The organism is Enterobacter oligotrophicus (genome assembly GCF_009176645.1).
In the GTDB taxonomy this organism is placed as follows: Bacteria; Pseudomonadota; Gammaproteobacteria; order Enterobacterales; family Enterobacteriaceae; genus Enterobacter; species Enterobacter oligotrophicus.
The window spans coordinates 4,148,739-4,161,941 of sequence record NZ_AP019007.1 but is presented as its reverse complement, the minus strand read 5'-3'; the positions used below and the strand labels follow the sequence as shown (position 1 = coordinate 4,161,941).

The following is a 13,203-nucleotide window of genomic DNA, read 5'->3' as shown; positions in this document are numbered from 1 at the left end:
CCTGCAGTTAACTTGCAGATAAATCATTTAGTGGAATAACCCGGCAATGTCACACTCCTGAAAATTGTTATGAATGTTAGATAAAAGCAAACAATTAGTTATAAGGAGCATGCATGCGCGTCATCACTCTTGCCGGAAGTCCACGGTTCCCTTCACGTTCCAGCGCATTGCTGGAATATGCCCGCGAAAAACTGAACGCCGTGGATGTGGAAGTGTGTCACTGGAATCTGCACAACTTCGAACCGGAGGATCTGCTCTACGCTCGTTTTGACAGCCCGGCGCTCAAAACCCTGATCGAACAACTGAAAGGGGCTGACGGGCTAATCGTGGCAACGCCTGTCTACAAAGCCTCTTTTTCTGGCGCACTGAAAACCCTGCTGGACCTGCTGCCTGAACGCGCGCTGGATGGCAAAGTGGTGTTACCACTGGCAACAGGCGGCACGGTGGCGCATCTCCTGGCGGTGGATTATGCCCTTAAGCCGGTGCTGAACGCACTTAAGGCACAGGAGATCCTGCACGGCGTTTTTGCTGACGATTCTCAGGTCATTGATTATCAGCATAAACCACACTTCACGCCGAATCTGCAAACTCGTCTCGACAGTGCGCTGGAAACCTTCTGGCACGCGCTGCATCGCAGGGATATTCAGGCTCCCGCATTTGGTCAACCACAAGGAGTTGCTCATGTTTAGAACGCTAACCCGAATCGGGCTGGCTGGACTGTTGGCTATGTCTGCGCTGGCTCATGCGGCACAAACGGCACCGGAAAGCCTGCGTATCGGCTACCAGAAAGGCAGCGTCAGCATGGTGCTGGCCAAAAGCCACCAGTTGCTGGAAAAACGTTTCCCGCAAACGAAATTTTCCTGGGTGGAGTTCCCGGCCGGACCGCAAATGCTGGAGGCGCTGAATGTCGGGAGTATCGATCTCGGCAGTACCGGGGATATTCCGCCGATTTTCGCTCAGGCGGCCGGGGCAGATCTGGTCTACGTGGGCGTTGAACCTGCCAAGCCAAAAGCAGAAGTGATCCTGGTTCCTGAGAACAGCGCCATTAAGAGCGTCGCCGATCTCAAAGGCCATAAAGTGGCGTTCCAGAAAGGTTCCAGCTCGCATAACCTGTTACTGCGTGCCTTACAGGAAGCCGGGCTTAAGTTCACCGACATTCAACCGGTTTACCTGACGCCCGCCGATGCGCGCGCTGCATTTCAGCAAAAGAATGTGGATGCCTGGGCCATCTGGGACCCGTACTACTCCGCCGCATTACTTCAGGGGGGTGTACGTGTCCTGAAAGATGGCACCACGCTTAAGCAGACCGGTTCGTTCTACCTGGCAGCACGTCCGTATGCGGAAAAGAACGGTGCCTTTATTCAGGGCGTGCTGGATACCTTTACCCAGGCCGATGCACTGACGCAGAGCCAGCGTCAGGAGAGCATCACCCTGCTGGCTAAAACCATGGGCCTGCCGGAGCCCGTCATTGCCAGCTATCTCGACCACCGTCCACCCACCACGATTACGCCCGTGGATGCACACGTAGCGGCACTCCAGCAGCAAACAGCCGATCTCTTTTATCAAAACCGCCTGGTTCCAAAACAGGTGGATATTCGTGACCGTATCTGGCAACCCAATGGTAAAGAAGGAACCAAATCATGAGCCTGAATCTTTTCTGGTTTTTACCCACTCACGGTGATGGACACTATCTTGGTACAGAAGAGGGGTCCCGCCCGGTCGACCACGGCTACCTGCAGCAAATTGCGCAGGCGGCGGATCGAATCGGTTTTACCGGCGTGTTGATCCCCACCGGACGCTCCTGTGAAGATGCATGGCTGGTCGCTGCCTCAATGATCCCGGTGACCCAACGCCTGAAATTCCTGGTCGCGCTGCGTCCGAGCGTGGTGTCCCCTACCGTTGCGGCACGTCAGGCGGCAACGCTGGACAGGCTCTCTAACGGTCGCGCCCTGTTTAACCTGGTGACCGGCAGCGATCCACAGGAACTGGCGGGCGATGGCGTATTTCTCGATCATACCGAACGTTATGAAGCCTCGGCCGAATTCACCCGCGTCTGGCGTCGTCTGCTTGAGGGTGAAACCGTTACCTTTGAAGGCAAACATATCCATGTTCGTGATGCAAAGCTCTACTTCCCGCCGGTGCAGCAACCGCGTCCGCCGCTCTACTTCGGCGGATCGTCAGATGTTGCGCAGGATCTGGCGGCCGAGCAGGTTGACCTTTATCTGACGTGGGGCGAACCACCGGAGCTGGTCAAAGAGAAGATTGCCCAGGTGCGCGCCAAAGCCGCCGCGCATGGGCGCAAAGTGCGCTTTGGTATTCGTCTGCATGTGATTGTACGCGAAACCAATGAAGAAGCCTGGCAAGCTGCTGACCGCCTGATCTCGCATCTGGACGATGCCACCATCGCGAAAGCGCAGGCCGCGTTTGCGAAAACCGACTCCGTCGGGCAGCACCGGATGGCGTCCCTGCACAACGGCAAGCGCGAGAATCTGGAGATCAGCCCGAACCTGTGGGCAGGTGTGGGCCTGGTTCGCGGCGGTGCAGGTACGGCGCTGGTCGGCGATGGTCCAACCGTTGCGGCGCGTATTAATGAATATGCCGATCTGGGCATCGACAGCTTTATCCTCTCCGGCTATCCGCATCTGGAAGAGGCATACAAAGTCGGTGAACTGTTATTCCCGCATCTGGATGTCGCCATCCCGGAAATTCCGCAGCCTCAGCAACTTCAGCTACAGGGCGAGGCGGTAGCGAACGAATTTATTCCGCGTAAAGTGTCGCAGAGCTAAGGAGTCGCCATGTCTGCCATCTCACAAAAATGGTTGCTGCGCGCTGCCCCCTGGTTTTTGCCCGTCGGCATTGTCGCTATCTGGCAACTCGCGTCGTCAACCGGCTGGCTGTCGAGCCGTATTCTGCCCGCACCTATGGGCGTTGTAGAAGCATTCTGGTCGCTGAGTGTAAGCGGCGAGCTATGGCAACATCTGGCGATCAGCTCGTGGCGGGCGGTGATCGGTTTTTCCATCGGCGGAAGCATCGGCCTGACGCTCGGGCTTATCAGCGGCCTGTCTCGCTGGGGCGAGCGGCTGCTGGATACTTCCATTCAAATGCTGCGCAACGTGCCGCATCTGGCGCTTATCCCGCTGGTTATTTTGTGGTTTGGTATTGATGAGAGCGCCAAGATATTCCTCGTGGCGCTGGGTACGCTGTTCCCGATTTACATCAATACCTGGCACGGTATTCGAAGTATCGATCGCGGTCTGGTGGAGATGGCGCGCAGCTACGGGTTATCCGGTTTTGCACTGTTTACCCATGTGATCCTGCCGGGTGCCCTCCCCTCCATTATGGTCGGCGTGCGTTTTGCGCTTGGCCTGATGTGGCTGACGCTGATTGTGGCGGAAACCATTTCGGCCAACTCCGGCATCGGTTATCTGGCGATGAACGCCCGTGAATTCCTGCAGACGGATGTGGTGGTGGTTGCCATCATTCTTTATGCCCTGCTCGGCAAACTCGCCGACGTCAGCGCCCAGTGGCTGGAACGCAGCTGGCTGCGCTGGAACCCGGCCTATTCACTTCAGGAGGCTAAAGCATGAATACTGCCCGACTGACTCAGGGGACGCCGTTATTACTGAACGGCGTAACCAAACGCTATGGTGATAACACCATTCTTAATGCGCTGGATCTGCATATTCCTGCCGGACAGTTTGTGGCCGTAGTTGGTCGCAGCGGCGGCGGTAAGAGTACACTGTTGCGCCTTTTGGCCGGTCTGGAAGCACCAAACGACGGTGCAATTCTGGCGGGCACGACACCACTGGCCAATATTCAGGACGATACCCGCATGATGTTTCAGGACGCGCGCCTGCTGCCGTGGAAAACGGTAATTGATAACGTCGGGCTGGGTCTGAAAGGTAGCTGGCGGGATAACGCGCGTCAGGCGCTGGCCGCCGTCGGGCTGGAGAATCGCGCGGACGAATGGCCTGCGGCGCTGTCAGGCGGGCAAAAGCAACGCGTGGCGCTGGCTCGTGCATTGATTCACCGTCCTGGTCTTCTGCTGCTTGATGAACCGCTTGGTGCGCTTGATGCCCTGACGCGTATCGAAATGCAGGATTTGATTGAATCCCTCTGGCAGACACACGGCTTTACGGTGCTGCTGGTAACGCATGACGTCAGCGAAGCCGTGGCGATGGCCGACCGTGTGCTGTTAATAGAAGAGGGGAAAATTGGACTGGATCTGACGGTGGATATCCCGCGTCCTCGACGTGTCGGTTCGGCAAAACTGGCAGAGCTGGAGGCGGAGGTGTTGGATCGGGTGATGAAGCGTGGGAGTGCGGAGTTACAGCGGATCAAAGCTAATGCCTGATGCCCTCTCCCTGTGGGAGAGGGAGAAAACCAGTGCCCCGCTATCACACGGTGCAAGGGTAAATCGTAGGCCCGGTAAGCGTAGCGCCACCGGGCTTTTTTACATCAGGCCAGCGCCTTAGTAATCTTCTCGTACAGATCGCCAGACAGATTTTCCAGCCCTTTCAACTGCTCAAGCGCGGCACGCATTTTCGCCTGACGCTTCGCATCGTAGCGTTTCAGGCGGATCAGCGGCTCAATCAACCGTGACGCCACCTGTGGGTTGCGGCTGTTCAGCTCGGTCAGCATCTCAACCATAAACTGATAACCGCTGCCGTCTTCCGCATGGAATGCGGCCGGGTTGCTGCTGGCAAACGCACCAATCAGGGAACGCACGCGGTTCGGATTGCTCATGGTGAACGAACGGTGCTTCAGCAGGCTGCGTACTTTGCTGAGGGCATCGGCCGCCGGGCTGGTGGCCTGCAGAATGAACCACTTGTCCATCACCAGACCATCCTGATACCACTTGTCGTCGTACTCCTGCATCAGCGCATCACGGCACGGCAACTCGGCAGCAACGCTTGCAGCTAAAGCAGCCAGCGCATCGGTCATGTTATCGGCTTCATGATACTGCTTGCTCACCAGCGTATTCGCCAGTTCCACTTCACCAAAGGCCAGATAGCGCAGGCAGGTATTACGCAGGGAGCGTTTACCGATATCGGCATGTTCTACGCGATACGCATCCAGCTTGTTGGCGTTGTAGATCGCCAGGAACTCATCCGCAAGCTCGGTTGCCAGAGTACGGGTCAGCGCTTCACGCACAGCAACAATAGCAATCGGGTCGATAATATCGAACAGCTCGGCGATTTCACTGGCCGCTGGCAAGGTCAGAATTTCAGCCGCCAGCGCCGGATCAATCTTCTCGTCCAGCAGGATGGCGCGGAATGCGTCAGCAACATGGATCGGCAGAGACAGCGGCTGGCCCTGCTGGTGACGGTTCACGTTCAGCTTGATGTACGTTGCCAGCAGGCTTTGCGCCGCATCCCAGCGGGAGAAATCGTTGCGCGCGTGACGCATCAGGAACGTCAGTTGCTGATCGCTCCACTTATACTCCAGCTTCACTGGCGCTGAGAATTCGCACAGCAGCGCAGGCACCGGCTGGAAATAGACGTTATCGAAAATAAAGGTCTGCTCGGCCTGGGTCACGTTCAGTACGTGGTGTACCGGATGACCGCCCTTCTGCAACGGGATCACTTTGCCTTCATTGTCGTACAGCTCAATGCTGAACGGGATGTGCAGCGGGTGTTTCTCTTCCTGCTCGGCCGTAGGCGGCGTGCGCTGGCTGATGGTCAGAGTGTACTGCTCGGTTTCCGGGTTGTAATCGTCTTTGACGGTCACCACCGGCGTACCGGCCTGGCTGTACCAGCGGCGGAAGTGAGAGAGATCGACATTAGACGCGTCTTCCATCGCCTGCACGAAGTCGTCGCAGGTGGCGGCGCTGCCGTCGTGACGTTCGAAGTAGAGCTGCATCCCTTTCTGGAAGTTCTCTTCGCCCAGCAGGGTATGGATCATACGGATGATTTCTGCACCCTTTTCATACACCGTCAGGGTGTAGAAGTTGTTCATCTCAATGACTTTATCCGGGCGAATTGGGTGCGCCATTGGACTGGCGTCTTCCGCAAACTGCAGGCCGCGCATGGTGCGCACGTTGTTGATGCGGTTCACCGCGCGTGAACCCAGATCGGAGCTGAACTCCTGATCGCGGAAAACGGTCAGGCCCTCTTTGAGGCTCAACTGGAACCAGTCGCGGCAGGTGACGCGGTTACCGGTCCAGTTATGGAAATACTCGTGGCCGATGACGCGTTCAATATCGAGATAGTCTTTATCGGTGGCGGTATCGGTACGCGCCAGCACGTATTTGGAGTTAAAGACGTTGAGGCCTTTATTCTCCATTGCGCCCATGTTGAAGAAATCGACGGCGACGATCATATAGATGTCGAGATCGTATTCGAGGCCAAAACGCTCTTCGTCCCACTTCATGGAGTTGATAAGCGAGGTCATCGCCCACGGCGCACGGTCAAGGTTGCCACGATCAACAAACAATTCCAGCGCTACTTCGCGGCCAGAGCGGGTTTTAAAGGTATCGCGCAGCACGTCGAAATCACCGGCTACCAGCGCAAACAGGTAGCACGGTTTCGGGAACGGGTCCTGCCACTGCACCCAGTGACGCCCGTTTTCCAGTTCGCCTTCACCGACGCGGTTACCGTTGGAGAGCAGGAACGGATAGAGGGTTTTATCGGCGATGATTTTAGTGGTGAAGCGGGCCAGCACGTCCGGGCGATCGAGATACCAGGTAATATGACGGAAGCCTTCCGCTTCACACTGGGTACACAACGCCACGCCGGACTGGTAAAGCCCTTCCAGTGCCGTGTTCGCAGCAGGGCTGATTTCATTGACGATGCTCAGCGTGAAGCGCTCAGGCAGGTTGTTGATAACCAACTGGTTATTTTCTTCTTTATAGTCTGACCATGCTTCATCATTAATATGCAGGAAGACCAGCGTCAGGTCTTCACCATCAAGACGCAGCGGCACTGCTGTCGCGCTCTGGCGCGTCACCTGACTGACCGCCGTGACAACGGTTTTAGTGGCATCCAGGTCAAAAGTCAGATCGATATCGCTAATCAGGTAATCCGGCGCACGATAGTCGTGGCGGTATTTGGTTTGTGGCTGTTGTGTCATAGAAAACCTTATGCATCGTTTGTCGAATATCGAATCCAGTCTATTCCTGTTGTGTAAAACGCGCTACGCAGAATGTTCATCTTTTCAGGCACAACGACCTTTTTCGCTACATTTTTATAACAAGAGGCACGAAATGCCCTCGACCCTAAAGACAGCTTATGTTGTGATCGGGGTTCAATAAATCACTAAACAAGGTATACTCCGGAGTTGTTTATTGTACTAAACGCTCCTGTGAGAGGATGCTACTGCGCACCTATGACTCAATTCGCTTCTCCTGTTCTGCATACGTTGCTGGATACCGACGCGTATAAACTGCATATGCAGCAAGCCGTTTTCCACCATTATCATGATGTCCATGTGGCGGCTGAGTTTCGCTGCCGTGGCGACGACTTGCTGGGTATCTACGCAGACTCCATTCGTGAACAGGTCGATGCCATGCAGCATCTGGCGCTGCAGGACGACGAATATCAGTGGCTTTCCGGCCTACCTTTCTTTAAAGCCGATTATCTGAACTGGCTGCGCGATTTCCGCTATAACCCGCAGCAGGTCACCATCACCAATGAAAACGGCAAACTGGACATCCGGCTTGAAGGTCCGTGGCGTGAAGTGATCATGTGGGAAGTACCGCTTCTGGCCGTGATCAGTGAGCTGGCTCACCGCTATCGCTCTCCGGAAACCGGCGTTAAGCAGGCGGTTGCTTCGCTGGAAAACAAACTGGTTGAGTTCTCACATCTGACCGACGATCTGGATATGTCCCGCTTCCGCCTGATGGACTTTGGCACGCGCCGCCGTTTCTCGCGTGAGGTTCAGCAGGCCATCGTTGAGCGTTTGCAGCAAGAGCCGTGGTTTGTGGGGACCAGTAATTACGATCTGGCGCGTCGTCTGGACCTGACGCCAATGGGCACCCAGGCACATGAATGGTTCCAGGCGCATCAGCAAATCAGCCCCGATCTGGCTAACAGCCAGCGTGCTGCACTTGCCGCGTGGCTGGATGAGTACCCGGACCAGTTGGGTATCGCCCTTACCGACTGCATTACAATGGATGCTTTCCTGCGCGACTTTGGCCCCGAATTCGCTGAGCGCTATCAGGGTTTACGCCATGACTCCGGCGATCCCGTTGAATGGGGCGAGAAGGCCATTGCCCATTACGAAAAACTGGGCATTGACCCGATGAGCAAGGTGCTGGTCTTCTCTGATAACCTTGATTTAGCAAAAGCCGTCGATCTCTATCGCCATTTCTCCTCCAGAGTAAACCTGAGCTTTGGGATTGGGACCCGTTTGACCTGCGATATTCCTCAGGTGAAACCGCTGAACATCGTCATAAAACTGGTGGAATGTAACGGCAAGCCGGTCGCGAAACTCTCCGACAGCCCCGGTAAAACCATCTGCCATGACAAAGCGTTTGTTCGCGCATTGCGCAAAGCGTTCGATCTGCCACAGGTTAAAAAAGCCAGTTAATCGCTTTCGGGAGCCTGACCGGCTCCCCTCTCCTTATTTATTTCTGATTTCTTCTCTTTTGACTGCGAAATCTGCTTGTCTGGCGGCGGATGCCAGGTAACATAGATATCCCCCCTTTAAGGGCGGACAAGTGTTTATTTTTTCCGACTATTAACAGAGAGAATATTATGAGCGTTGTGCCTGTAGCCGACGTACTCCAGGGCCGTGTCGCCGTTGACCAAGAAGTCACCGTGCGCGGATGGGTGCGTACTCGCCGAGATTCTAAAGCTGGCATCTCCTTCCTTGCCGTCTATGACGGTTCCTGCTTTGATCCTGTACAGGCCGTCATTAATAATTCTCTGCCCAATTACAATGATGACGTTCTGCGCCTGACAACGGGTTGTTCCGTTATCGTTACCGGCGTTGTTGTCGCATCGCCTGGTCAGGGTCAGAGTTTCGAAATTCAGGCAACTGCGATTGAGGTCACCGGCTGGGTTGAAGATCCGGATACCTACCCGATGGCGGCAAAACGTCACAGCATCGAGTATCTGCGTGAAGTGGCGCACCTGCGCCCGCGTACCAACCTGATTGGTGCGGTTGCTCGCGTGCGTCATACGCTGGCACAGGCGCTGCACCGCTTCTTCGATGAGCAAGGTTACTTCTGGGTATCCACCCCGCTGATTACCGCTTCCGATACGGAAGGTGCGGGTGAAATGTTCCGCGTCTCAACGCTGGATATGGAAAACCTGCCGCGCACGCCGGAAGGCAAAGTGGACTACGACAAAGATTTCTTTGGTAAAGAGTCCTTCCTGACGGTATCTGGCCAGCTCAACGGTGAAACCTACGCCTGCGCACTGTCGAAGATCTATACTTTCGGCCCAACCTTCCGTGCTGAAAACTCCAACACCAGCCGTCACCTGGCGGAATTCTGGATGCTGGAGCCGGAAGTGGCGTTCGCGGATCTGAATGATGTTGCAGGCCTGGCTGAAGCAATGCTGAAATATGTCTTCAGGGCGGTGCTTGAAGAACGTGCTGACGACATGAAATTCTTCGCAGAGCGTGTAGACAGTGATGCCGTTGCGCGTCTGGAGCGTTTCGTTTCCGCAGATTTCGCTCAGGTGGATTACACCGATGCGGTCGCCATCCTTGAGAAATGCGGTGAGAAATTCGAGAACCCGGTTTACTGGGGCGTTGACCTGGCTTCTGAGCATGAGCGTTATCTTGCAGAGAAACACTTCAAAGCACCAGTCGTCGTTAAAAACTACCCGAAAGATATTAAGGCGTTCTATATGCGCCTTAACGAAGACGGTAAAACGGTTGCCGCAATGGACGTTCTGGCTCCGGGCATTGGTGAGATCATCGGTGGTTCGCAGCGTGAAGAGCGCCTGGACGTACTGGATGCGCGTATGGCTGAGATGGGTCTCAATAAAGAAGACTACTGGTGGTATCGCGATCTGCGCCGTTACGGTACCGTACCGCATTCCGGTTTCGGTCTTGGCTTTGAGCGTCTGATTGCTTACGTAACGGGTGTTCAGAACGTGCGTGACGTTATTCCTTTCCCACGCACTCCACGCAGCGCAACCTTCTAAATCCCCGTCATCTCAATGGCCAGCTCCGCTGGCCATTATTTTATTCTGCATTGTCAGTTTGTGTCAGTTAAAAGTCAGTATCTTTAAATCTCAACCCCGACAAATCCCCTGATTGTTACCTGGTATTTCCCCGAAATATCTTTGAACAAAAAATAAACCGTACAGACATTGCGCCTAATCCATTTCTTACGCATTAGCACAAAACTCAGCCAATTTCTCAGACTTCCAGAAGTCCAGAGTGTGTCATAAGAAAAATAAACTTGTTTAACTTCTGTTTATATGAAATGCCTTTAGCCAAATTAAACATAAGCAATTCATATATATAGGATAGGTTCAGTCGTTTAAATAACCAATCGGTTCTGAAATTTGAGGTGCTTCACAAAGTTCCTTAAAATTCACATTTAGTTACACATAATTTCTTTTTGTTACTGAATCTTGAGGATTGTAGCACTTTCAGGCTAGCGAAACGGTTCTATGAATGGAAAGATGCCTGTCAGATACATAAAGACACCAAACTCTCATCAATAGTTCCGGAAATATTTATTGACAGAATTTATTGACGGCAGTGGCGAGTGTCATAAAAAAACCAATGAGGGTAATAAATAATGATGAAGCGCAATATCCTGGCAGTGGTTATCCCTGCCCTGCTGGTAGCCGGTGCAGCAAATGCTGCAGAAATCTATAACAAGAACGGCAACAAACTGGACTTCTACGGTAAAGTTAACGGCGAGCACGATTTCGTGACCACCGGCGACGACACCAATAGCACTGATGGTACTTACGCACAGATTGGCTTCAAAGGCGAAACCCAGATCAACGATCAACTGACCGGTTACGGCCAGTGGGAATACCGTTTCATGGCTAATCAGCCTGAAGGCGGCAACCAGTCCAACAAAAACCGTCTGGCTTTCGCTGGTCTGAAAGCAGGTGACGCTGGCAGCATCGACTACGGTCGTAACTACGGTATCGTTTACGACGTAGAATCTTACACCGATATGGCACCGTCCTTCTCCGGTATGACCTGGGGCGGTAACTACGTCGATAACTTTATGACCAGCCGTAGCACCGGCTTGCTGACCTACCGTAACAGCGATTTCTTCGGTCTGGTTGACGGTCTGAGCCTGGGCGTACAGTACCAGGGCAAAAACGACCGTGCTGACGTTAACACCTCTAACGGTGATGGCGTAGGTTACTCTCTGGGTTACGATTTCGGCGAAGGCTTCGGTGCAATCGCATCTTACAGCAACGCTAACCGTACTCTGAATCAGAAAGCTGATGGCCAGGGCGATAAAGCTGAAGCATGGGGTGTCGGTCTGAAATACGACGCTAACAACATCTACCTGGCAACCACCTATGCTGAAACCCGTAACACTACCCGTACTGGTTCTAGCGGTGATGCTGGTTTTGCTAACAAAACCCAGAACTTCGAAGTTGTTGCTCAGTACCAGTTCGACTTCGGCCTGCGTCCGGCAATTTCCTACGTCCAGACCAAAGGTAAAGACCTGGCTGCCGTCGGTGGCTTCAGCGGTGGCGATGCAGATCTGGCGAAATTCGTTCAGGTTGGCGCGACTTACTACTTCAACAAAAACTTCAACGTGTGGGCTGACTACTACATCAACCTGCTGGACAAAGACGACGCATACGTGTCTGAAGTTGGCGGCATCAACGGCAACGACGACATGGCTGCTGTTGGCGTAACTTACCAGTTCTAATCAGTACACCACTTTGTTATATGCTTAAGAAACAGGGCTTCGGCCCTGTTTTTTTATGCCTGAAAGCAAAAAGTCGCGTCTTTTGAAAAGCCGCACGCTTTTTGTCGCAAACGGTTGGCATTTTGTAAATCTACCGTTAACCTGATAGCGGATTTCACTTCTGTAATCACAATGGAACTTCGTCATGTTTGAGAACATTACTGCCGCTCCTGCCGACCCAATTCTGGGCCTGGCCGATCTGTTTCGTGCCGACGACCGCCCTGGCAAAATCAACCTGGGTATTGGTGTATATAAAGATGAAACCGGCAAAACTCCGGTACTGACCAGTGTGAAAAAAGCTGAGCAGTATCTGCTGGAAAACGAAACCACCAAAAACTACCTCGGTATTGATGGTATCCCTGAATTTGGTCGTTGTACTCAGGAGCTGCTGTTCGGTAAAGGCAGTGCAATTGTGAGTGACAAACGTGCGCGCACGGCACAAACCCCTGGCGGTACAGGCGCATTGCGCGTTGCGGCGGATTTCCTTGCGAAAAACACCTCGGTTAAACGTGTCTGGGTAAGTAACCCAAGCTGGCCAAACCATAAAAGCGTCTTTAACTCTGCTGGCCTGGAAGTGCGTGAATACGCCTACTACGACGCCGCAAACCACTCGCTGGATTTCGATGGCCTGCTGGCCAGCCTGAACGAAGCGCAGGCGGGGGATGTGGTGCTGTTCCACGGCTGCTGCCACAACCCAACCGGTATCGATCCAACGCTGGAACAGTGGGAACAGCTGGCAAAACTGTCCGTTGAAAAAGGCTGGCTGCCCCTGTTCGACTTCGCCTATCAGGGCTTCGCCCGTGGTCTGGAAGAAGATGCTGAAGGCCTGCGTGCGTTCGCCGCGGTGCATCAGGAACTGATCGTCGCGAGTTCCTATTCCAAGAACTTCGGCCTGTATAACGAGCGTGTGGGGGCCTGTACGCTGGTCGCTGCTGACGATCAGACCGTTGATCGCGCATTCAGCCAGATGAAATCCGTCATTCGCGCTAACTACTCCAACCCACCGGCTCACGGTGCGTCTGTTGTTGCTACTATCCTGAGCAACGATGCCCTGCGCGCTATCTGGGAGCAAGAACTGAACGATATGCGTCAACGCATTCAGCGTATGCGCCTGCTGTTCGTGAATACACTGGCAGAAAAAGGTGCTGACCGTGATTTCAGCTTTATCATTAAGCAAAACGGCATGTTCTCTTTCAGCGGTCTGACCAAAGAACAGGTGCTGCGCCTGCGTGAAGAGTTCGGTGTATACGCTGTTGCCTCTGGCCGTGTAAACGTTGCGGGTATGACGCCAGACAACATGGCACCGCTGTGTGAAGCGATTGTCGCGGTGCTGTAATTTGCACCCAAACAAAAAA

10 protein-coding genes are annotated in these 13,203 nt (G+C 53.9%); 9 read left to right on the top strand and 1 reads right to left on the bottom strand.

Annotated elements, in window-relative coordinates:
• The first annotated feature begins 113 nt into the window (after positions 1-113).
• The 5 genes from ssuE to ssuB are packed head-to-tail and all read left to right on the top strand — an operon-like array spanning position 114 to position 4,354.
• On the top strand, positions 114-689 hold the full coding sequence (gene ssuE / locus EoCCA6_RS19850) for an NADPH-dependent FMN reductase (protein ID WP_152084113.1): 576 nt from the start codon (positions 114-116) through the stop codon (positions 687-689).
• On the top strand, positions 682-1,644 hold the full coding sequence (locus tag EoCCA6_RS19845; protein ID WP_152084112.1) for a sulfonate ABC transporter substrate-binding protein: 963 nt from the start codon (positions 682-684) through the stop codon (positions 1,642-1,644). The genes ssuE and EoCCA6_RS19845 overlap by 8 nt, the downstream gene beginning before the upstream one ends.
• A complete protein-coding gene (gene ssuD / locus EoCCA6_RS19840; RefSeq protein WP_152084111.1) occupies positions 1,641-2,786 on the top strand; it encodes an FMNH2-dependent alkanesulfonate monooxygenase in 1,146 nt (381 codons plus the stop codon). The genes EoCCA6_RS19845 and ssuD overlap by 4 nt, the downstream gene beginning before the upstream one ends.
• Before the next feature lie 9 nt (positions 2,787-2,795).
• A complete protein-coding gene (ssuC, locus tag EoCCA6_RS19835) occupies positions 2,796-3,587 on the top strand; it encodes an aliphatic sulfonate ABC transporter permease SsuC (protein ID WP_152084110.1) in 792 nt (263 codons plus the stop codon).
• Positions 3,584-4,354 (top strand): aliphatic sulfonates ABC transporter ATP-binding protein, encoded by a 771-nt coding sequence (gene ssuB / locus EoCCA6_RS19830; RefSeq protein WP_152084109.1) that lies wholly within the window; start codon positions 3,584-3,586, stop codon positions 4,352-4,354. The genes ssuC and ssuB overlap by 4 nt, the downstream gene beginning before the upstream one ends.
• A gap of 104 nt (positions 4,355-4,458) precedes the next feature.
• Here ssuB and pepN read toward each other — a convergent pair whose 3' ends face one another.
• Entirely contained in the window at positions 4,459-7,071 is a 2,613-nt protein-coding gene (gene pepN / locus EoCCA6_RS19825) for an aminopeptidase N (RefSeq protein ID WP_152084108.1), read from the bottom strand.
• Positions 7,072-7,326: 255 nt separating this feature from the next.
• Between pepN and pncB the strand changes: the two genes are divergently transcribed.
• From pncB to aspC, 4 genes are all read left to right on the top strand, one after another.
• Positions 7,327-8,529 (top strand): nicotinate phosphoribosyltransferase, encoded by a 1,203-nt coding sequence (pncB, locus tag EoCCA6_RS19820; protein WP_152084107.1) that lies wholly within the window; start codon positions 7,327-7,329, stop codon positions 8,527-8,529.
• A 167-nt stretch (positions 8,530-8,696) separates the two neighbouring features.
• On the top strand, positions 8,697-10,097 hold the full coding sequence (gene asnS / locus EoCCA6_RS19815; RefSeq protein ID WP_152084106.1) for an asparagine--tRNA ligase: 1,401 nt from the start codon (positions 8,697-8,699) through the stop codon (positions 10,095-10,097).
• 605 nt (positions 10,098-10,702) lie between these two features.
• Positions 10,703-11,809, top strand: coding sequence for a porin (locus EoCCA6_RS19810; RefSeq protein WP_269777594.1), 1,107 nt, complete (start codon positions 10,703-10,705; stop codon positions 11,807-11,809).
• A 184-nt stretch (positions 11,810-11,993) separates the two neighbouring features.
• Positions 11,994-13,184 (top strand): aspartate transaminase, encoded by a 1,191-nt coding sequence (aspC, locus tag EoCCA6_RS19805; protein WP_152084105.1) that lies wholly within the window; start codon positions 11,994-11,996, stop codon positions 13,182-13,184.
• Positions 13,185-13,203: the final 19 nt, after the last annotated feature.